Source organism: Vibrio sp. V38_P2S17PM301, assembly GCF_009904845.1.
Lineage (GTDB): Bacteria > Pseudomonadota > Gammaproteobacteria > Enterobacterales > Vibrionaceae > Vibrio > Vibrio proteolyticus.
Window position 1 is genome coordinate 1 of the sequence record NZ_WXWO01000070.1, and the last position, 20,804, is coordinate 20,804.

General features: G+C 53.0%; 15 protein-coding genes and 1 pseudogene. 6 read left to right on the forward strand and 10 right to left on the reverse strand.

Annotated elements, in window-relative coordinates; translation table 11 throughout:
- Nucleotides 1-30: 30 nt before the first annotated feature.
- From CAG64_RS15210 to CAG64_RS15230, 5 genes are all read right to left on the reverse strand, one after another.
- Complete coding sequence (locus CAG64_RS15210) at nucleotides 31-1,155, reverse strand: bifunctional tRNA (adenosine(37)-C2)-methyltransferase TrmG/ribosomal RNA large subunit methyltransferase RlmN (protein WP_021706597.1); 1,125 nt, start codon at nucleotides 1,153-1,155, stop codon at nucleotides 31-33.
- Nucleotides 1,156-1,345: 190 nt separating this feature from the next.
- Entirely contained in the window at nucleotides 1,346-1,777 is a 432-nt protein-coding gene (csdE, locus tag CAG64_RS15215) for a cysteine desulfurase sulfur acceptor subunit CsdE (protein ID WP_161449018.1), read from the reverse strand.
- Nucleotides 1,778-1,824: 47 nt separating this feature from the next.
- Nucleotides 1,825-2,631 carry a tRNA cyclic N6-threonylcarbamoyladenosine(37) synthase TcdA gene (tcdA, locus tag CAG64_RS15220; RefSeq protein WP_161449020.1) on the reverse strand — a complete coding sequence of 269 codons (807 nt, stop codon included), beginning with the start codon at nucleotides 2,629-2,631 and terminating at the stop codon, nucleotides 1,825-1,827.
- 74 nt (nucleotides 2,632-2,705) lie between these two features.
- The gene (mltA, locus tag CAG64_RS15225) at nucleotides 2,706-3,815 is read right to left on the reverse strand and encodes a murein transglycosylase A (RefSeq protein ID WP_021706594.1); all 1,110 of its coding nucleotides are present in this window, start codon (nucleotides 3,813-3,815) and stop codon (nucleotides 2,706-2,708) included.
- 69 nt (nucleotides 3,816-3,884) lie between these two features.
- Complete coding sequence (locus tag CAG64_RS15230) at nucleotides 3,885-4,241, reverse strand: DUF2850 domain-containing protein (RefSeq protein WP_161449022.1); 357 nt, start codon at nucleotides 4,239-4,241, stop codon at nucleotides 3,885-3,887.
- 274 nt (nucleotides 4,242-4,515) lie between these two features.
- Here CAG64_RS15230 and argA point away from each other — a divergent pair, with 274 nt between their 5' ends.
- Both argA and CAG64_RS15240 read left to right on the forward strand, forming a co-directional pair.
- Nucleotides 4,516-5,853 carry an amino-acid N-acetyltransferase gene (gene argA, locus CAG64_RS15235; protein ID WP_161449024.1) on the forward strand — a complete coding sequence of 446 codons (1,338 nt, stop codon included), beginning with the start codon at nucleotides 4,516-4,518 and terminating at the stop codon, nucleotides 5,851-5,853.
- 256 nt (nucleotides 5,854-6,109) lie between these two features.
- A pseudogene (locus CAG64_RS15240) lies at nucleotides 6,110-6,293 on the forward strand (hypothetical protein).
- A 31-nt stretch (nucleotides 6,294-6,324) separates the two neighbouring features.
- Here CAG64_RS15240 and recD read toward each other — a convergent pair.
- From recD to CAG64_RS15260, 4 genes are all read right to left on the reverse strand, one after another.
- On the reverse strand, nucleotides 6,325-8,457 hold the full coding sequence (gene recD / locus CAG64_RS15245; protein ID WP_161449026.1) for an exodeoxyribonuclease V subunit alpha: 2,133 nt from the start codon (nucleotides 8,455-8,457) through the stop codon (nucleotides 6,325-6,327).
- Nucleotides 8,454-12,092, reverse strand: coding sequence for an exodeoxyribonuclease V subunit beta (gene recB, locus CAG64_RS15250; protein ID WP_161449028.1), 3,639 nt, complete (start codon nucleotides 12,090-12,092; stop codon nucleotides 8,454-8,456). Before recB ends, recD begins: the two co-directional genes overlap by 4 nt.
- Before the next feature lie 261 nt (nucleotides 12,093-12,353).
- Complete coding sequence (gene recC / locus CAG64_RS15255; protein WP_161449030.1) at nucleotides 12,354-15,803, reverse strand: exodeoxyribonuclease V subunit gamma; 3,450 nt, start codon at nucleotides 15,801-15,803, stop codon at nucleotides 12,354-12,356.
- A 161-nt stretch (nucleotides 15,804-15,964) separates the two neighbouring features.
- Nucleotides 15,965-16,930 (reverse strand): TDT family transporter, encoded by a 966-nt coding sequence (locus CAG64_RS15260; protein WP_161449032.1) that lies wholly within the window; start codon nucleotides 16,928-16,930, stop codon nucleotides 15,965-15,967.
- Between the two features lie 108 nt (nucleotides 16,931-17,038).
- Here CAG64_RS15260 and CAG64_RS15265 point away from each other — a divergent pair, with 108 nt between their 5' ends.
- The 4 genes from CAG64_RS15265 (at nucleotide 17,039) to ppk2 (ending at nucleotide 20,053) form a co-directional block, all read left to right on the forward strand.
- Nucleotides 17,039-17,944 carry a LysR family transcriptional regulator gene (locus tag CAG64_RS15265; protein ID WP_161457249.1) on the forward strand — a complete coding sequence of 302 codons (906 nt, stop codon included), beginning with the start codon at nucleotides 17,039-17,041 and terminating at the stop codon, nucleotides 17,942-17,944.
- Between the two features lie 77 nt (nucleotides 17,945-18,021).
- Nucleotides 18,022-18,327, forward strand: a complete 306-nt coding sequence (locus tag CAG64_RS15270) for a YebG family protein (RefSeq protein WP_021706585.1) — start codon at nucleotides 18,022-18,024, stop codon at nucleotides 18,325-18,327.
- 139 nt (nucleotides 18,328-18,466) lie between these two features.
- Nucleotides 18,467-19,210, forward strand: a complete 744-nt coding sequence (locus CAG64_RS15275) for a copper homeostasis protein CutC (RefSeq protein WP_161457248.1) — start codon at nucleotides 18,467-18,469, stop codon at nucleotides 19,208-19,210.
- Nucleotides 19,211-19,273: 63 nt separating this feature from the next.
- Nucleotides 19,274-20,053 (forward strand): polyphosphate kinase 2, encoded by a 780-nt coding sequence (gene ppk2 / locus CAG64_RS15280; RefSeq protein ID WP_161457247.1) that lies wholly within the window; start codon nucleotides 19,274-19,276, stop codon nucleotides 20,051-20,053.
- On the opposite strand, the gene phoU is transcribed toward ppk2, so the two are convergent.
- Nucleotides 20,050-20,748 carry a phosphate signaling complex protein PhoU gene (gene phoU, locus CAG64_RS15285; protein ID WP_161457246.1) on the reverse strand — a complete coding sequence of 233 codons (699 nt, stop codon included), beginning with the start codon at nucleotides 20,746-20,748 and terminating at the stop codon, nucleotides 20,050-20,052. The two genes, ppk2 and phoU, sit on opposite strands and share 4 nt — an antisense overlap.
- Between the last annotated feature and the right edge of the window lie 56 nt (nucleotides 20,749-20,804).

Below are 20,804 nucleotides of genomic sequence, written 5' to 3' on the forward strand. Positions count from 1 at the left end.
GGCTTAGGGTAATGTCTGTGTTCGATACGGTCAAACCGCTTTCACTTCGATGCTCTCGCCACGCGCTGCTTTGAGCATTGCAGTCCGTTTGGTACGGTCAATCACATCTCCGACCAGCTGACCACATGCCGCGTCAATGTCGTCGCCGCGTGTTTTACGAATCGTTACCGTATGGTCATATTGCATCAGCGTTTTCTGGAAACGGTCAATACGCGAGTTACTCGGTTTATTGTATGGCGAGCCTGGGTAAGGGTTAAACGGAATCAGGTTGATCTTACATGGCGTGTCTTTCATCAACTGTGCCAGTTCATGCGCGTGTTCCGTGCCGTCATTGACATGATCAAGCAGAACGTATTCAACCGTGACTTTGCCGCGGTTGGCATTGGAAGAAGCAATATAGCGACGTACTGACGCCAGAAAATCTTCAATATCCCAGCGATCGTTGATCGGCATGATTTCACTGCGCAGTTTATCGTTCGGCGCATGCAGAGAGATCGCCAGCGCGACGTCAATTTTGCCCGTCATCTGATCCAGGCCAGAGACGACACCCGACGTCGACACGGTCACACGGCGCTTAGACAAACCAAACCCCAAATCATCGAGCATGATCTCCAGCGCAGGGATCAGGTTTTTCATGTTCAGCAGCGGTTCTCCCATCCCCATCATCACCACATTGGTGATCGGACGACGGCCGGTTTCTTTTTCCAGACCCACTTCACGCGCAGCGCGCCAAACCTGACCGATGATTTCTGAGACTTTCAGGTTGCGGTTAAACCCTTGCTGAGCTGTCGAGCAGAATTTACATTCCAGTGCACAACCCACCTGAGAAGACACGCATAAAGTCGCACGATCGTCTTCCGGGATGTACACGGTTTCAACGTCCTGATCGCCAACCTTCATTGCCCACTTGATGGTGCCGTCGGAAGAGTGTTGTGCTTCGGCGACCACTGGCGCTTTGATTTCACAGCGTTGCTGCAGTTTTTCACGCAATTTTTTATTAATGTTGGTCATGTTATCGAAGTCATCCACACCAAAATGGTAGATCCACTTCATCACCTGATCAGCACGAAATGCTTTCTCGCCAAGTTCTTGCGCGAAGAACTCTCGCATCCCTTTGCGATCAAAATCGAGCAGATTGATTTTTTCAGTGGTCATGTGGCCTCTCAAACGACGGAACATTAATTAAGGGCGCGAATTGTACAGCCTTTATGCAGTCACAACAAGGGCTGTAACACCATGTCTTTACTAAGGCATTAATATCGCAATGATTAAATTTCGTACAGAACAAACAACCCTTCGCATGGGAGGGTTGTGTGAGCCAGCTCAAGCTTTGTGGCGACGAAGACTAAGCCGCCGTCTGAGCCTTAATTTGTTGCACAATCGCCTTCAGACCATTTCCTCGCGACGGGCTAAGGTGAGCGATCAGGCCCAGCTGTTCAAAATAGGCGTCAATATCAAACGCCTGAATTTGCGCCGCTGTTTTTCCTTCATACGCGGCGAGGACCAGCGCAATTAAACCACGCACAATTCGCGCATCCGAATCAGCACAGAAATGCCACACGCCCTTGGTTTGCTCACTGACCAGCCACACCTGACTTTCACAGCCAGACACCAGTACCTGAGCGGATTTCAGCTCATCCGGCATCTTGGGCAGTGTTTTCCCCCACTGGATCACCTGACGATAGCGCTCCTCCCAGCCTGAACAAGTCTTCAGGATCGACACGACTTCCTCAGCAGAAATCTCTGAGCCAAACGGGGTAACGGGAAAATCAGTCATAGTGGTCTCCGGCGGTAATGCTCACAGGCAGAATGAGTATGGATTCATTAAGAGTATTTTTGGATCAGTTTTTCGACGATGCGCGATACCGCCACAAAACCAAACGTTGCGGTCACCACGGTAGCCGCGCCAAAGCCGCTGGCACAATCCATGCGTTTTGGCCCCTCTGCGGTTGACTTCACGCCACACACACTGCCGTCCGCCTGAGGGTACTTAAGCTGCTCAGTCGAAAATACGCAGTCAATCCCAAACTTACGTTGTGGGTTCTTCGGAAAGTTGTGATGACGACGCAGGGTATCTTTGATTTTTTTCGCCAGCGGATCCTGAATAGTCTTGGTCAGATCCGCAACCATAATTTGGGTCGGATCAGTCTGTCCACCAGCCCCACCCGTGGTGATGACTTTGATTTTATTGCTGCGACAGTACGCCAGCAGAGACGCTTTGGCACGCACGCTGTCAATCGCGTCCAGTACGTAATCGAACTCTTTGCTCAGGTACTCATGCTGATTGTCCGGGGTAATAAAGTCATCAATCAGGTTGACTTTGCACTCCGGATTGATCAGGCGTACCCGCTCTGCCATCACTTCAATTTTGCTCTGACCGACGGTGCCGGACATGGCATGGATCTGACGGTTGATATTGGTCACACACACGTCATCCATGTCGATCAACGTCAGTTCTCCAACCCCGGTTCGGACCAGAGCTTCCACCGCCCAGGAACCGACCCCACCGATACCAATTACACACACGTGTGCCGCACGCAGAATGTCCACTTCACGGTTGCCGTACAAACGACGGGTACCGCCAAAGCGCTGGTTGTAGCTGTCTGAAGCTGGGGTATCGAGTTCACGCATTTCTGAAGTCCGAAGGGTACAAAAACAAAGAGTGCGTTTTATACGCACTCTTGGTTGAAATGTCTAGGGTCTGTTTATTGTCGCTTTTCTGGTGGCAGCGCCCAAGGCGCTTGCGTTGCTGAGCCATCCAGCCCTAATTTCCACACCCGGCCAAAATGCTTGTAGTGACCCGCTTCCAGTCCGGCACGTGGCCCCATCCCGTGATAGAGATCCAGATGGTTTTTCTTCACCGCCCCGCCGGTATCAAGCACCAGTAACAAGCGCAGCTGATGTGCTCCACTCCAGGTACCGTCAGCATTCAGCAGAGGCACCTCCGCCAGAATCGGAGTCCCCATCGGAAAAATGGATCGATCACCGGCCACCGACGCCATCGGCAACAGAGGAATACCAGCCGACCCCGTCACCGGCGCATCGGCTTTTGGCGCGAAGAATACGTAAGACGGATTCTGCTCTAACAATTCGCGTACGGTCGCGTCATCTTGTTTCATCACCCAGTCACGAATGGCTTTCATCGACATATCTTCGCGTTTCACTTCACCACGTTCGATCAGAATCCGGCCGATGCTCACATAGGCCCGATTGTTTTTACCCGCATAGGCAAAGTACTCCAGCGTGTCGTCATCTTCAAAATGGACGAAACCGCTGCCCTGCACTTCCATCATAAAGGGATCAATCAGATTGGCGGCGTAACCCAGCTCAAGTCCCTGGCCTTGCAGAGCACCATTATAAATCGCAGCGCGGGTCGGACACTGACTGCCACAGTTTGGTTTGCCATACACCGGATATTTGTAGACGGCGTCCGGTTGATGACGCAGTTCCATCACCGGTGAGTAGTAGCCAGTAAACAGCACATTGCCTTTTTTATCCGCACCGCCCAACTGAGCCAGCTCAATACCATAGCGGCTCAATTCTTCCGGATCGCCACTTTGCAGGACCCATTCATTCAGTTTGGCATACAGTGGCTGATAGATCTTCGCCATCGACGGTGAACGATCGACCACAGCCTGCGCCTGAGCGGCAAACTGGGTATAGTCCCGCGGGGTGTTGGTTTGCACCTCATCCACCTGGTTAAGCAATTGCGGAAGTGTTTTCGAAGCTGGCTGCTTGCCAAGTTCATCGGTTGGTTGCTGCGCACAACCGAAGATCAATACAGCCGCGGTAAGCGGGAGGAGTTGTTTAAGCACGAATTGGGTTCCTTTGTTGAGTTGCGCTGAGGATGACAAACTCTCAAAAGGAACACAATTGCGAAATGGTTAGCGGAGGTTTTTTTTGAATTTTCCTGACAATCGATACACAGGTTGGTAATAGTTCTGAGAAATCAACCTCATTTCTGTCAATTCATCATTGAGTAGCTGAAAGCGATATTCACGCTGAGCGGTGGCAAACGTGACATAACGGCCATCAAACTCATAGCGCGTGGTCAGCACCCGCCCAGCCTGACTGACCCCTTCCGGCCCGAGGGTAAAACGGTCGCTGGCATAACTGGCCACGTTCTGCTCCACCCAAGTGCCGTACACTGCCTGCTTGGGGTGCAGCCGCTCCGACAACTGAGCATAAACCTGGTTATACAGCAGTGCGACCGCGATCAGGCCGCATGCCACCAACAACATCAGGCCACGCTCAATGAGCGTGCGTTTGCTCAGTCTCCGACTCGGGAGGGTTTCTGATAAAGTCGTGTCGCTTTTGATGATGGTCTCTCTTTTTTCTGGCAGCTCTCTGCCCTGGGATGGTGCCAGACTTAACCTTGGCTGGCGTTATTCTAAATCAAGTCGCTGGTTGGCAGAATCCGGCTTGCACTTTTTTATTTTCACGATGAAATATCGCTTGCTTAGCGGTGAATAAAAAGACAATATTTCAACATATAAATTCACCAGGTAACGTTTCGTGAAACTCAGAAGTACTGCGCTCGTAAAAGGATTCCGTCAGTCAGCCCCTTACGTCAACGCTCACCGTGGCAAAACCATGGTGATCATGCTCGGCGGAGAAGCCGTGGCCGACAAAAACTTTACCAATATCATCAGTGACCTCGCGCTGCTGCACAGTCTCGGGGTCAAGATCGTGCTGGTGCACGGCGCACGCCCGCAAATCAACCAACTGCTGGATGCACAACAGGTGAGCACACCGTACCACAAAGGCGTGCGGATCACTGATGAGCAGGCGTTGCGTCTAGTGATGCAGGCATCGGGGGAAATGCAGCTCACCATCACCGCCCGATTATCCATGAGCCTCAACAACACCCCTATGGCGGGCACCGAACTCAATGTGGTCAGTGGCAACTTTGTCATCGCTCAACCACTGGGGGTTGATGATGGTATCGACTATTGCCACAGTGGCAAAATCCGCCGCATCGATATCGAAGGCATCAATCGCGCCTTGGCCCAGAACTCAATCGTGTTGCTCGGCCCAATCGCCAGTTCCGTGACGGGAGAGTGTTTTAACCTGCTCTCTGAAGAAGTGGCGACCCAAGTCGCGATTAAATTAAATGCGGACAAATTGATTGGTTTTTGCTCCGAGCAAGGAATCATCGACGAAGAAGGCAATGCCATTGCGGAGCTGTTCCCCAAAGAGGCTGAACGGATTTTAGAAGGTTTGGCAGAATGCGTCGATCAAAGCAATGACGGTAGTACCGGCACACTGCGTTTTCTGCGAGCCTCCATTGCCGCGTGTCGGGCTGGTGTGCCACGCAGCCACTTGGTGAGCTACAAGGAAGACGGCGCGTTACTTCAGGAATTGTTCTCATTCGATGGCATAGGCACACAGATCGTCATGGCCAGTGCTGAGCAAGTACGTAAAGCTCAGATCAACGATATCGGGGGGATTCTCGATCTGATCCGCCCGCTCGAAGAGCAAGGCATACTGGTCCGCCGCTCACGCGAGCAACTTGAGCAGGAAATTCACCAGTTTACCATTATTGAAAAAGACGGCCTGATCATTGGCTGTGCGGCCTTGTATCCCTACCGGGAAGACAAAATGGCTGAGATGGCTTGTGTGGCGATCCATGCGGAATACCGGGATGGCAACCGCGGGCTGGTGCTGCTCAACCACATTAAACAGCAGTCAAGAGTCGAAGGCATTGAACGGATTTTCGTCCTGACGACACATAGCCTGCACTGGTTCCGTGAACAAGGTTTCTATGAGATCGGCGTAGAGTCACTGCCAATGACCAAACAAAGTTTGTACAACTACCAACGCCGATCCAAAATTTTATGTGTCAAAGTCTGAGCTTAACGCGAAACAATCGGGGCATTTCACTGTTTTTTCTCATCACATCAAAATGAAACCGATTTCAGACAAAACACACACAAACTTTACTTTATTTCAGTGGATATATTGACTATTATTTGCTCACCCTAAACACCAAGTCTGATGACTTGGTGTTTTTTTGAGATTTCCTCAGGGTCATAGGACTTTTTGCCTAACGCAGTTGGGCGCGCATGGATTGCTTGAAGTAGAAAAAATTACTAAGAGCAAATCGTCTATGAAAACCGTTATCTGTAATTCCATACAGAGTTTCTGGGATATGGCTGACCAACCAGTTCCTGGAAGGCCTGGATGTACATTGTGTATTTCCGGTAAACGAAGGATTAAAAGCCTTTATTCTCAACTATCAGGCTCGCTATAAAATCCGCAGCATTTCGTTTTCCAGTGCCTTCAGCAAATAACATTCGCGCTAACCACGGACGGTTACGCCTCTCACTCCCCTAACCGCTCAACCAGTCCACTTGCCCGTTCGGTCCGAACTTTAATCCCGCGTTTCAACACCTGCATATCCGCATACAAGGCGAGACGTTTTTTTGCCCGGGTGATGCCAGTGTAGATCAGTTCGCGAGTCAGGATCGGGCTGAACTCTGGTGGTAAAATCATCAAGGTAAAGTCAAACTCACTGCCCTGTGATTTGTGAATAGTCATTGCGTACGCCGTCTCATGCTCTGGCACCCGGCTTGGCAACACTGACTTCACGCTGCCGTCCGGTAATTCAAAGTACACTTTCAGCCGGGGTTCCGGATCCGTGTCATCGCGCATACAGATGCCAATATCACCATTGTATAAGCCGAGGCCATGGTCATTACGCGTGACCATCACAGGCCGGCCGTGATACCACAGCTCATCTTGCGTCTGAATACGTTTTCTGGCGGCCAGCGCCTTCTCTATCCGGTGATTGAGTCCGGCCACACCAAAATCCCCTTCACGTACTGCACACAGCAACCGACAACGATTGAATGTATCCAGCACCGCTTTGGCTTTGTGGTTCATGGTTTCTACTTGTCCGTCGTCATCACATTGCGGCGTATCAATGCGGTGCAAGTAATGACTGTATTCCTCCACCAGTGTGTTGATCATGGCGCGATAGTGTTCGCTGCTGAGCGCCATGTGTTCAATGTCGGCAAATTGGCGCTGCCAAACCAGATCAACTTTTTGCGCACTACCCGCATTGACCGCTTTAGCCAGTTGGCCGATACCGGAACGGGCATCGAAACGATAACTCTTTTGCAGCATACACAAACTGTCGGCCATACCGCTGTGCTGATTGTGACCAGTCAGAGTCGTGTACCCGGTTAATTGGGCCAGCATCTGTCCCTGCGCAACACTGTAACCCAGCGCATGAAACGAACAAATGTCGCCCAATACGGCCCCGGCTTCCACCGATGCCAGTTGATCTTTGTCCCCCAACAGGATCAGACGTGCGTGTTTTGGCAACGCATCCACCACTTTGTACATCAAGGGCAGATCCACCATTGACGCTTCATCGATCACCAGAATATCGAGGTGAAGCGGGTTATCACGATGATGACGAAACTCCGCACTCCCCGGAATGGCTCCCAACAAGCGGTGTAACGTGCTCGATTCCGTCGGGATCGCCGCTTTGAGCTCAGGACTGACGGGGAGCTGAGCAACCGCCCGACCAATGGATTCCGTCAGTCGCGCGGCCGCTTTACCGGTGGGGGCCACCAGCTTGATCTCTGGCAGGTGTGCGGCGTGTTCGCTGGACTGTTCGATCAATGCCGCCAGCAAACGGGTCACCGTGGTGGTTTTCCCCGTGCCGGGGCCGCCAGAGATCACAGCGAAACGGCGTGTCAGTGCAACCGCAGCCGCGACTTTCTGCCAGTTAACGCACGCCGACATCGGAACATGGGTGTCCAAGCGCTGTAGATCGGAGACCTGACGTGTTGACAACAACACCTGTTCGACCGCGTCCCATTCAATTGTCTCACTAGCAATCACATCCAGGTGATCACACACCAGTTGCTGACGCAGCACCGCCGTACTGTTACCTTGCTGTTCCGCGGCACGCAGCGCGTGAAATAAAAAGTGGTAATCACGCGCAAACAGATGATCCAGCAACTCACGGAGCTTTTGGACACCTGTAGGCTTTAAGCTCATGGGTGTCCCAAAGCTATTTAAGCACGCCGCCAAGGCCACTTCATAGTGCCAGTAACGATGTAAATAAACTCGTTTTCCATCAAAGACTAAAGGCAGGGGTTGCGTGCCATTTCCCACCAGAGACGCCTGGCTTAACAACGCCGGCCAATCGGTGTCGAGATACGTTTGACTGAAGCGCAGAGCGTCTTCGCCATACAGCCCGAGGCGCTCCGCCAAATCCGTGGGCTGACCACGCCCATCGAACAGCGGCAAGCAAATGTGCCCACGCCCCAGCTCAGTACTGACGATCGCACTGAGCAGTGCCAGTTTGTCGGCCGGCTCACTGGCCGGGCACTGACGAGCAATAAAGGCCGCGAACTGAACATCCAACTGGCGGATATTACCCCGTGCAGCCAGCGTATGTAACACCATCATGATATTGTCACTCATTGTGTACTCATTCATAAATCCAGCTCCATCTGAGCCGCTCCGTTACCATCCGCTGCACTGATCCGCGCTTCAATGGTTTGTCCGTCAATCAACCGATCCATTTCATTCAAAAACGCTTCGCTCGGCCGGGCTGAAAAGATCCCGTGTTGGGTATCGCCATCCATGCCACGTAAAAACAGGTAATACACGCCTCCAAAATGGCGCTGATAGTCGTAATCCGCCAGACGACTGCGCAAAAAACGATGCAACGCCAACGCATACAACTGATATTGCAGATCATACCGGTGTTCAGCCATCGCCTGTTGCAAAGCCTCGCCCTGATAGCAACTGACATCATCACCAAGATGATTGGACTTCCAGTCCAGCACGTAATATCGGCCCTGATGTTCACACACCAGATCAATAAACCCTTTGAGCATTCCCTGTACGGTGTGAAAACCCAGATCGCCAGCTTTGGCAGAGAGCGGATCATGGCGCTGCACGACCCGGTTCAGCGCCGCAGCACTCAAGACTTCGATCGGTAACAAAAACTCCATTTCCACCAGACGCTGAGACGGCGCCTTGTCTTTCAGGCACAATGTTTTGCCATCCAACGGCGTCGCCAGCACCGTGGTTATCATGCGCTGTATCACTGGCAGCCATTCGAGATCCAGCTGCTCATTGACCATCAGCTCGGTGATCGCCCGGGTATTCTCTTCACTGTCAGCCGGCTGCGTAAACTCAATCTCTTCGAACACACTGTGCAAGAAGGTGCCCGGCCGAGCACCACGCGGAAAGGTAAAGATCGATCGCTCGGGCGTCTGCAACTCGCCTTCGTCTTGCTCGTCGGCCGAATCAATATCAAAGCCAGTCACTTCCAGTGTGGCGTCGTGGGCCGTTTGATGACTGCCCTGTTTCACCAACGCGGAATAGCTGGTTACCCGCCATAAACGATCCACGGCTGTCTGTAACTCCCGGGCCGTCAGACTGTCTTCATGCGCCGATGGTGGTTGATACGGCGTATCGGGCAGCGCCGGTATCTCGGCCAGCACCACGCCGTCTTGTGCCTGAACCTGACGCTGAATCGCGAGGCTCAGATCGGCGATTCCGCCCTCCTGACCGTTTTGCAGCAGATACCCCATCGCACTGCGGTGCACACCGGTGGGCTCTTTGGTCGAACGTCCCTGACGCAGCGGCGCCGCGCCAACAAAACAAGCGTACACGGCGCGGGTCAGCGCAACATAAATCAAACGTAAGTCTTCCGCCAGACGCTCTTTATCGGCCTGCTTGAGCGCTGCGTCGTTACCACTGATATCGAGGATGGTTTGATCGCGCTGCGCATCATAATATTTGCCTTCGCTGGCCTCCCGGTAACTGAAGACAAACGGCAGAAAGACCAAATCGTATTCCAGTCCTTTCGATTTGTGGATCGTAACAATCTGCACCAGGTTGCGCTCCGACTCCAGACGCTGGATTTGTTCATCACTGCCGCCCAGTCCCTTAGCGGCGTCACTTATCGCCTGAGCCAGCCAGCGCAATAGACCATGATCACTGTCGATCTCCTGACTGGCCTGTTGCAGTAGCTCACCAAGATGCATCAGATCCGTCATTACCCGCTCGCCTTGTTCTTCTTCGAGCAACCGCTCTGCGATATGCCGTTTACTGATCACCGCACGCAACATCGGCAAGACGCCACGCTGGACCCAGAGTTTACGGTACTCTTTGAACTCGTTGACCGTGTTTTCCCACACATTTTCATCATTGTTGAGTGCATCCAGCGACGCCGCATCCAGCGCAAACAGTTCTGACGCTAACGCTGCGCGCAAAGCGCGATCGTTTTCCGGCGTCAGTACCGCCTGCAGCACGCGTTGAATATCCGGTGCCACGCCACTGGTAAAAACACTGTCCCGGTTCGACAAATAGACGCTGGCGATCCCTTGCTTGGCCAGGGCCTGTTTTACCAGACGACCTTCACTGCCCGTTCGCACCAATACGGCGATGTCACCGGCGCGGACAGGCTGTTGTCCAGAGCCGCTGGCGAAGCTCGCCTGCCCCTGTTGCGCCGCGGTCAGAATGGTTTGAATCTGACTGGCCGTCGCATCCGCCATGGCCTGCTGGTACTCATTCTTAGCCAGTGGTTTGTCGTCGGCGTCCATCAACCAGTAGGTCAGTGCCGGCTGTACCCGGCCGTTTAACATCCAGACACTCTGTTCCGCGCCCGGACGATGCTCGACCGGATGAAAGGGAATGTCCTCATCGTAAATAAAGGCGCTGTCCGGATACTGGAAAATCTGATTCACCGCCCCAACCATCTGTGCAGAAGAGCGCCAGTTGGTATTGAGGGTATAGTGTGCACGGACCTGTTGACGGGCTTTGATGTAAGTAAAGATATCGGCACCGCGAAACGCGTAGATCGCCTGCTTCGGATCACCGATCATAAACAAACCGCATTGAGGATGATCCAGATAGATGCGACTGAAAATACTGTACTGAAGCGGATCGGTATCCTGAAATTCATCAATCATCGCCACCGGGTACAAAGTGCGGATGCGTTCTGCCAATGCGTCCGTTTCATCCTGATCGAGTGCGGCCGACAACTGACTAAGCAAATCATCAAACGATAGCCACTGTTTCTGCTGTTTGGCACTGGCAAGCAGAGTACGACACGAGGTGATCGCATGAGCCATCATCGGCGCCTTGAGGCTGACGGGCTGGGCAAGAAATGCCTCAATGGCCGCAAACACCGCGTGGCGTGGCGGCGTCCCTTTAGGCGTCTTCTCATCCAGAGTATGTTGAGCAAACCTGGCCAAAGCGTCCGGCACGTCGTAATTGAGGGTCTCGCTGTGAGCCCAGGCCGTGACACTGTCGAGCCATTGCGGCAGCGATTTTTTGGTGTAGCTGCGTTTGTTAACATCCGAGTCGGCAATCAGTGTCAGCAAATCGTCTGCGCACTCGCACCACTGTGCTTTCAACGCCTTGATACGTTCCAGATTCTGCTGATGAAGTGCAGCGAGATCACCGTCTCCGGCGGGCGTGGCCAACGTCAATGGCGCACCGCTCAGGTAACCGCCAATCTCTGCCTGCAGCGCCGATGGCGAGTTCCAGATACGGCGCACTTCACCCGCTAACTGAAGCGGCAGCGGGTAAAAGTTGCGCCGCCAGTAATCCGCCACCACTTGCGCTTTAAGGTGACTTTCATCGGTCACGAACTCGTTATTAAAACGGCTTCCAGACTCAAAGGCATTCTGCGTCAACATCCGCTGACAGAAACCATGAATCGTGTACACCGACGCTTCGTCCATCTGCCGTTCAGCTTGCAGCAGCAGAGTCTGTGCCTGCTGGTGATCCGACACTTGTTCAAGTAACGGCTGAATCACCGGATCCTCGCTGGCACCACGACCAAACGCAATGCGCGCATCGTGGATGCGACGCCGGATACGGTCACGCAACTCTGCCGTCGCAGCTTCCGTAAAGGTCACGACCAGAATCTGGTCTACTGTTAACGGCACGGCATGACGGCTATGCTCGTCGCCATGCCCCAGAAGCAGCCGCAAATACAAGCCTGCGATCGTGAACGTTTTCCCGGTACCGGCAGACGCTTCGATCAAACGTGCGCCGTGCAACGGGAATGTCATCGGACTCAGTGACTGGGGGAGGGACGAAGTCGTCATAAACCTATTGCCTTTTTCCTAAACTGAACAACATCTTGTGATCAAACGCTGAAAACTTTTGCCTACTGATACGTGACGCGATTGTATTCCGGGAATGTGCGATCTCTCTCACGGATCATTTTGGTGCAAGCCGATAGTATCCGCTGCACATGCATAGCCAGCCTGACTGGTCTGCACCACAGAATTATGGTCCCTCTGACCTGTGGCCGTACAGCGAACGCCCTACACTATAATGATTTACTGGCGGCCACTCTACTTCTCTTAACTATCAGCAGCATTCTCGATCCTCAGCCTCGCGTTTTGTAGTACCAACGCGGACAACGTCCTGACTTCCAGAGCCAGTGCGTCATCCCACTGTGGCCAAATGCGCGCAATATACGGATCGCGTCCTTCGCCTTGCACCAGATAACCGTCGTTAAATGTGGCGGCCATTTTCTTGACCGCTTTGTCTTCATCATCCACCCACTTTCCACGACTGAACCCCGCTTCGATGCCGGCCAGCGCCGTTTGCGGGAAATACGCCAGTGGCGCCGTCATGCCTTGATAGTAAAGACGCACCAGCTCCGCCAACAATGACTTAGCCTCTGCGCCATCCAGCGGCGGATACATAAAATGCACGGCACCTTCTTTACGATCGTAACCAATAACATGCGTGGATTTACTGTGTCCCATGGCAGCCAGCGACAAATGGTCAATCCAGGCGGACAGATAATCCTGTGCTCGGATCCGGCCACTACGATAACGAATCAGACCAGCCTGATAACACTGCGTCAGCCATCCGGTCAGATGAACGGGTTTATCTGCCCCCAGTACATCAAAGGTCAAGTTTACATCAACATCTTCCAGGGGTACGCCGCTAACAAAGCTCAGTGTCTCAACCAGCTCTTGCGCCTGAACCCGGTTGGTTTCAAACTCCAGCTCACCGAATGCGCCGATCGGCAACTTGCCCTCAGCACGCTGACGCCGGGCAAAATACTCTAGCGCCTGTTGCGGATCCTGATTCTGAGCACGGGCATCCAACAAGACTTCCACCAATTGATCACGCATCTGGTAGCTTTCCAACCCACCCAACACAAACGGTTCGTCATCTTCTGTCACTGGCAGCGGTGGTTCAAACACCACTTTCAGTCGACGGTTAAAGAAATAGCGCACTGGCAAACGCCAAAAGCGTTGCAGCTCTACCAGATCCAGTGCCAACGGATACGTCGCATCCAGCAGGTAATCACTCAACTGGCGGTTAAAATCGCCACTGCGCTGCCCCTGACGCAGCGCCGCAGGCAACCATTCTCTGGCATAACTGGCCTGCTCCCCCTGAAAAGCTAACGGACTAAAGGGCACCATAGCGTGTTCTAGCGTCAATGCTGTTAGTAACCGAGCTGCAGAATCATCGACTGGCAGAGCTTCATCGCCAACCAGACAGTAGTTCTGCTGACAATATTCAAGCAGCTCAGACACCAGCACCGACGGAACCCGCTCGGTGTTGTCCTGAATCGAACGCCCGACGTAACTGATGTATAAGCTTTGCTGCGCGGAGAGCAGCGCTTCAAGAAACAAGTAACGGTCATCGTCACGACGTGAACGATCCCCAGCTCGAGCACGGCCATTCATTAAGTCAAAACCTTCCGGCGGTACCGAACGCGGATAGACACCATCGTTCATGCCGAGCAGACACACACAACGAAATGGGATCGAGCGCATCGGCATCAGAGTACAAAAGTTGACCTGCCCTGCAAGAAAACGCTGGCTGACCCGGGTTCCAGACAAGCGATTGTGCAGATACAAACTGACGATGCCCGGCGCCAACGTCTGGTGATACGCCGCATCCTGGAGCTGTTCTTTCAACTGGGTCAGCGCTTCACGAATAGAAGTCAGCACCAGTTCCTCCTCCAGCGCCACCATGAAGAAGTCATCCAACATGACCAGCAGGGTGGTTTGCCAGTTGTCGATGGTTTGTGTTTGTGCCAGACGCTGGCGGTACCGGCTGATCGATTCGATGTAGTGCGCCAGCTTACCAGCCAGCTCTGCGCTCATGCCCTGCACTTCATTGTAAGGCGCCAACTCATGATCTTTCTGGCTGAACAGTCCGGCACTGTCGGGCATAGCATACCCGAGCAACATGCGTTCGATACCAAATTGCCAGGTGTTTTGGTCTCTGGACGGCAGGGCAAACTCTTCCGCGGTGGTGGCATTCAGTCCCCAGCGAATGCCTGACTGCTCGACCCAGACTTTGGCCAGTTCAAATTCCTGCTCATCAATACCAAAACGCGCCATCATCGCCGGAGTTTCGAGCAGCTCCAACAACTCAGACGCCAGGCAGCGTGCCTGCGGTAAATTCACCAGTTGCATGAACGCGGTCAGGATCGGACTCTCCTGATCCGCACTGCGATCAGAAATTGAGTAAGGAATAAAGCGCTCACCCGGCGCGTTACCAAACACCGCCTGGATAGCCGGGCTGTAGGCATTGATGTCAGCCACCATCACAATCACATCGCGTGGCTTGAGCGTCGGATCCGCATCAAACATCGCCAGCAGTTGATCATGCAGAACTTCCACTTCCCGCATCGGGCTGTGGCAGGCATGCACGCTGAGTGACCTGTCTTGTTCCGTGACTTGGCGTTTGTGGTGGCTGCTGTCGAGCACACTGTCGTCCTGGTGCTCTTCCAGATTGAGAATGTCAGCCTGCAACTGATGCAACAGCGAGTCACGCTCCACATCGACAAAGGCTTCAATTTCATGTGACTCCAATTGAGACAGCAGATACAGATTGTCCCGCCCCAATTTCCCCATTGATGCCAATAGACTGTTGCCAACCACATCGGTATGCAGCGCATCCGCAAGGTTGTCGTCCAGTGTCCCTTTCAGTTGCGGACTCTCTCCGTCCACTTCGGAATGATCCTGTTGCCATACCCGATGCTGACGATGCCTCGCAGCCAGTTTCGCCAGATATTTGCGATCACGCACTTCCCCCCAGTAATACCGGCTCGGGTTGGTGAACATCAAATGGACATCGATGTGCGCACCGATGACTTTCAACGCATCAAGGTAACGCGGTGGCAACGAGGAGATACCGAAGACAAACAAACGCTTGGGTAACTGTGCGTGCTCTAACCGGCCGTCGGCCAGAGCCTCAATAAAATGCTCGTACAAATTAGCGCGGTGATACGGTGACTGACCCAGGCTGATTGTCTGATCATAGAGTGCCTGCCACAACTGAGGTTGCCATGGGTGTTCATTATTGAGCTCAGCCACCTCCTGACCGGCTTCCCACGCGGCTATCCATTCCGGCCGATACACCAGATAGCCATCAAAAATATCGGCAATTTTCTCCGCCAGCTGATAACGCTTCGTGTCGTCCTTGTCGTCTTCCAGATAACGTTTCAATGGCGCAAAATCGGCGTGTTCGAGCATGGCCGGCAAGAGCTGCATCAGCTTCCAGGTCATGGCTTCTTTATTGAATGCACTGCGCTTAGGCACATCAGGCAAAACTTGGGTAAACAGCGTCCAGATAAAGGTCGCCGGCAGCGGGAAATCCAGGTTGGCGGCCACACCAAACTCTTTGGCGAGCTCGATTTTCAGCCACTGTGACATCCCGGGGCTTTGTACCAGGATCTGCTCTTTTTCAAATGGATTCTCCAGCGGGCTTAACCGGATCAGCTCCACCAGCAGAGATTTAAGAACATCAATTTGATTCGAGTGATAAACCGTAAACACGTAGGCGCCTGTATCCGCTGCAAGTCAGTAAGCACAGATTAGCACAAGCGCAGCGTTTCTCGGATCCTTGTTGACGATAAACAACAGCCTAACTGCACAGAGTTTGATCACTTGCGCGCAAAAGAACTCAACCCGGCACTGGGCCGGGTTGAGTCTGGGCTTCAAGCGGTTTGTAACCGAGGTAACCAAAGCAAATGGTAAACGTAGCGCAGTGCAACATACCCCACTACTAAGGTGGCAATCATCAGCTCGATAGCCGCCAGACCGCGCACCTGAGTCACGTAGTGCTCCGCCATACCAATACTCTCCATCCAGTGCGCCATCTTAAACAGCGCCGTTGCCCCGATTACCATCGGAAAGGTAAACGCCGCATAACCCGGACTGAACGGCAAGCGCAGCAGTTTGAAGAACGCCAGATAGATGATCGTCGTCATCAACACCGCAATCCCGAACAGCAGCCCAATCACCAGCGGCGACGGTTCAGCGGTCACCGTCAGGTATCCCGCCATCGACAGGCTGGCCGGCGCCGCCAGAATCGCCAGGGTCGGCTTGGCCGCATCCGGCACTTCCTGAGTGAACATGAAGCGGTAGATCATCATCGGCAACATCACAGCGTATGCCAAAAGACCAAACAGCAAAGCGGCTTGAGCCACCCCGGCGAGGTGTGGATTACCGGAAAAAGAAACGTCCGCTACGATGATGCCAACCGGTGGTACAAACCAGCTCGGCACCATATGATGCAGCTCGAACTCTTTCGCTCGGTGGTAAACAAAACTGGCCAAAAACACCACGTGCAGGGCCACCGCCACCAACCAGAATGCGTCGCCCGCCCACGGCAGAAAATGCCCTAGTGAATTAGAGACCACCATGGTTGCCATCGCGAACGTAGGTACCACGCTGCCAACCACCGGATGCGCCAGATCTTGTTGCAGCAGATGGCGGTGAGCAAGGAATTTCACGCTTAGGATCAGCAACAGGACACTCGCCACTGCCGCACTCGCCCATTGCGCGTAACCATGCAGTTCAGCCATGTTCTCCCAGCTCCACCCCAGGCTGGCTATGCCCAGCGCCAGACCGGCCATCGGAGTCGGTGCCCCCATCACTTTATGTTTGGCTTTCTGAATCATAGCGACCTCTATGCACTCCACAGTTTTGATGATGAAAACTATTTTATCCGCCACCTTCGTTCTAATATATCTAATTAAATAAAACACTCGTTAAGAATTACTAAACATATGGCCAGTAACATTTCGTTAAAGCAGCTCAGGGTGTTCACCACCATCACCCGGCATAAAACCCTGACCGCCGCCTCAGAAGCCCTCTATCTCTCCAAAGCCGCGGTGAGTATGGCGCTGGCTGAGCTGGAAAAACAACTGGGGCATGCGCTGTTTGATCGGGTAAACAACCGGCTGATCCTCAATCAGGAAGGGCAAAAACTGTTACCGCTGGCCGATGAACTGCTCAGCCGAGCTAACGCGATTGACGACTTGTTTGCTGCTGAACATAGCCTGTCCGGTCAGTTACGTATTGGTGCCAGTGACACGATTGGCAATCAGGTGGCGCCTTATCTATTGAGTGATTTTCGCCTACACACCCAACACCGCTCACAAAGCCTGTTCATTTCCAATTCGGCGCAAATCTGTCAGAAGTTGGTGGATTACGAGCTGGACATTGCTCTGATTGAAGGAAAAACACTTCACCCGGAGCTGATCTCAACGCAGTTCAGTCAGGATGAAATGTGCATCATCTGCCCGAGCGATCACCCTTTCGCCGGGCGCCATAATGTGCCGCTGAGTCAGTTTGAGCACAGCCAATGGATCTTGCGTGAAGCCGGCTCTGGCTCACGAGAGTTTTTCTTGCGTGCCATAGCCCCGCGCATTGAACAGTGGCACGAAGCCTTCCAGCTCAACACCACCGAAGCGCTGATCAACTGTGTGTCTGCGGGTCTTGGTCTGGGGTGTCTGTCGAGGTTGTCCGCCGATCCGGCGATTCGCGACGGTCGAGTGGCCGTCCTCAATGTGACGCTGGACATGAAGCGCCGCTTCTGGCTGCTACTGCATAAAGAGAAATACCAGAGTCCACTGCTCAAATCCTTTGTCGGTTTTTGTCAGCAATGGGACGGCCACCTCATCCAGAATTGAGACATCGACTGGACTTTAGTGGCTAAAAACTGTATAAAAGAACAGTAATACATTCATATCAATTTAGAGGATGGACCATGGCTGTAATCGTCAAGTACGTGGTGGAACGCAACGGAGAAGAGAAGATGACTTTTACCTCGAAAGCCGAAGCTGACGCTTATGACAAAATGCTGGATATGGCAGATGAGCTTTTCGAACTACTGGGTAAAAGTGAGCTGTTTGAGCAGGAAGACAAGCAAGAAGAGCTGGCCATGTATCTGGCGAAAAACAAAGACGAAGTCTTGTACGCCCTGGGCGCCAAAAAACGCAAAGCGCCTGCCGCAGCGAAAAAGGCGAAGAAAGTCGCCCCGGTGGACGAAACACCACAAGAAGACGCTGCGTAAGCATCTCTCTGAGCCCCGCCTCTCCGCGGGGCTTTTTGTTGGTCAAAAAGGGGAAAATCGCCGCAGCAAACTTTACTCTGATTGCCCGGGCAGCGACACGCTATACTGACGCGGTTTCTTCCGTCATTGAGTATTGCTCATGTTCCACATCGAAGTGTGTATTGATAACCTCGAATCCCTGCCTCTGGCCATCGCCGGTGGCGCCACTCGTATCGAACTGTGTTCATCACTGGCTTTGGGCGGTCTGACGCCCAGTTTTGGTTTTATGCAATGCGCAGCTAAACTCTCCAATGTCCCCGTCTATGCCATGATTCGTCCGCGCCAAGGTGACTTTCTCTATCAACAGAACGATCTCAACGCCATGCTGCTCGACATTGACGCGGCAGCATCGGCCGGTTTGCAAGGCATCGTCTTCGGTGTGTTGGATCGCGACGGGCATATCGACCTTGATCAGGCGCATCAGTTAGCAGAGCGAGCCCAGTTACATGGACTGGGGATGACCTTTCACCGCGCCATCGACCAATGCCGTAATGTCCACCGGGCGCTGGAGGACATCATTGCGCTGGGGTGTGAACGCGTCCTGACGTCTGGTCAAGCCGCCGATGCACTGTCCGGAGTCCAGGTCCTGCGTCAGATGGTCGCACAGGCCAGTGAACGAATCGCCATCATGGCCGGAGCCGGGCTTAACGCTGGCAACGTCAGAGAAATTGTTACTCTCAGCGGCGTGCGTCAGGTACACCTGTCCGGAAAATCTCAGCGCCCTAGCCACATGCAGTTGGTCGCAGACCGTGCCCGAATGGGTGACACTGGCACGGATGATTTTGTTGTGCCAGTGACCAACCCGCAAGCAATTGAAAAGGTAGCAAAAGCTCTCAAGTTTTAAACCTCACTCACCACACTTTCTTTGACTGATGCTACTGTAAAGGTAAGCGTTAAGGAGAGTGCGATGAGTAATAAGCTAGGAAAGAAACTCTATGAGAAAGAGCTCAAACGGCTTCAGGTCGAGCTGGTCAAGCTGCAAGAGTGGGTACGCCTGCAGGGGCTTAAAGTAGTGGTGATTTTCGAGGGCCGTGACGCGGCAGGCAAAGGCGGCGCGATCAAACGGATCACTGAAAAGCTCAATCCTAGGGTGTGCCGCGTGGCCGCACTGCCGGCTCCGACCGAAAAAGAAAAGACTCAGTGGTATTTTCAGCGCTATGTCGCTCACCTGCCGTCCGCGGGCGAAATTGTCCTGTTTGACCGCAGCTGGTATAACCGTGCCGGCGTTGAAAAAGTCATGGGATTTTGCACGGACGAGCAGTATGACGAATTTCTGTATTCCTGTCCAGAATTCGAACGCATGCTGCAGCGCTCTGGCATCATTTTGATCAAATACTGGTTTTCGGTGTCCGATGAAGAGCAGGAAAAACGGTTTCTTGATCGTATCCACACCCCGATCAAACGCTGGAAGTTCAGTGCAATGGATTTGGAGTCACGCAGCCGCTGGGCGGAGTACTCTGAGGCCAAAGACAAAATGTTTGCCCACACCGACACCAAACAGTGCCCCTGGTGGGTGGTGCCTTCTGATAACAAAAAGCGCGCCCGGCTGAACTGCATCAGTCACTTGCTCAGCCAGATTGAATATCAGCGCATTGACTATCCGGAGATTGACTTGCCTGAAGTCAACAAACAGGGTTATGTCCGTGCGCCTGAGGACGAACAAACGTTTGTCCCGCAAAAATATTAACGCAGCGCGTCGTCGATGCTCTGATCCCCCAGATGGCGGACATCTTTGCCTTTGACAAAATAGATGATGTACTCACAGATGTTCTGGCAACGATCTCCGACCCGTTCAATGGCACGAGCCGACCACATGACCTGAAGAATATGCGGAATGTTTTTCGTGTCTTCCATCATGTAAGTCATCAACTGGCGGATCACCGCCTCGTATTCCGCATCGAGCTTATCATCGAGTTTGTGAACATTGGCGGCGGCATCGACGTCCATGCGCGCAAAGGCATCCAAAACCTGATGCAGCATAGTGATTGCCTGACGACACAGTGGCTCAAGCGATACATTAAACTGCCCCTCTTGGGAGGAAGGATTTTCAATCGCCACGTACGCAATTTTGGTCGCCACATCACCAATACGCTCCAGATCCGTGATGGTCTTGATGATCGCCATGATAAGGCGCAGATCTTTCGCCGTCGGCTGACGCTTGGCAATGATACGGGTACACGCCTCGTCGATGGAGACTTCCATTGCATTCACTTTGTGATCATCACGTACCACTTTGCGCGCCAGTTCAATGTCTTCCTTGTGCAGTGCCTGCATCGCAAACGACAATTGCTGTTCCACCAATCCGCCCATGGTCAGAACATGGGTACGGATTGATTCCAGCTCAACGTTAAACTGACCGGAAATGTGACGACCGAAATGCATAGAATTCCCTATTGTGTTGCTTGTTATAGATCAGGATAGCTCATGTGTATCGTGAA

Coding starts and splice junctions, on each gene's coding strand:
- CAG64_RS15210 (WP_021706597.1), bottom strand. CDS start 1,155: ATGACCACTGAAAAAATCAATCTGCTCGATTTTGATCGCAAAGGGATG.
- csdE (WP_161449018.1), bottom strand. CDS start 1,777: ATGACTGATTTTCCCGTTACCCCGTTTGGCTCAGAGATTTCTGCTGAG.
- tcdA (WP_161449020.1), bottom strand. CDS start 2,631: ATGCGTGAACTCGATACCCCAGCTTCAGACAGCTACAACCAGCGCTTT.
- CAG64_RS15230 (WP_161449022.1), bottom strand. CDS start 4,241: ATGTTGTTGGTGGCATGCGGCCTGATCGCGGTCGCACTGCTGTATAAC.
- recD (WP_161449026.1), bottom strand. CDS start 8,457: ATGAATGAGTACACAATGAGTGACAATATCATGATGGTGTTACATACG.
- recB (WP_161449028.1), bottom strand. CDS start 12,092: ATGACGACTTCGTCCCTCCCCCAGTCACTGAGTCCGATGACATTCCCG.
- CAG64_RS15260 (WP_161449032.1), bottom strand. CDS start 16,930: ATGATTCAGAAAGCCAAACATAAAGTGATGGGGGCACCGACTCCGATG.
- CAG64_RS15265 (WP_161457249.1), top strand. CDS start 17,039: ATGGCCAGTAACATTTCGTTAAAGCAGCTCAGGGTGTTCACCACCATC.
- CAG64_RS15270 (WP_021706585.1), top strand. CDS start 18,022: ATGGCTGTAATCGTCAAGTACGTGGTGGAACGCAACGGAGAAGAGAAG.
- CAG64_RS15275 (WP_161457248.1), top strand. CDS start 18,467: ATGTTCCACATCGAAGTGTGTATTGATAACCTCGAATCCCTGCCTCTG.
- ppk2 (WP_161457247.1), top strand. CDS start 19,274: ATGAGTAATAAGCTAGGAAAGAAACTCTATGAGAAAGAGCTCAAACGG.
- phoU (WP_161457246.1), bottom strand. CDS start 20,748: ATGCATTTCGGTCGTCACATTTCCGGTCAGTTTAACGTTGAGCTGGAA.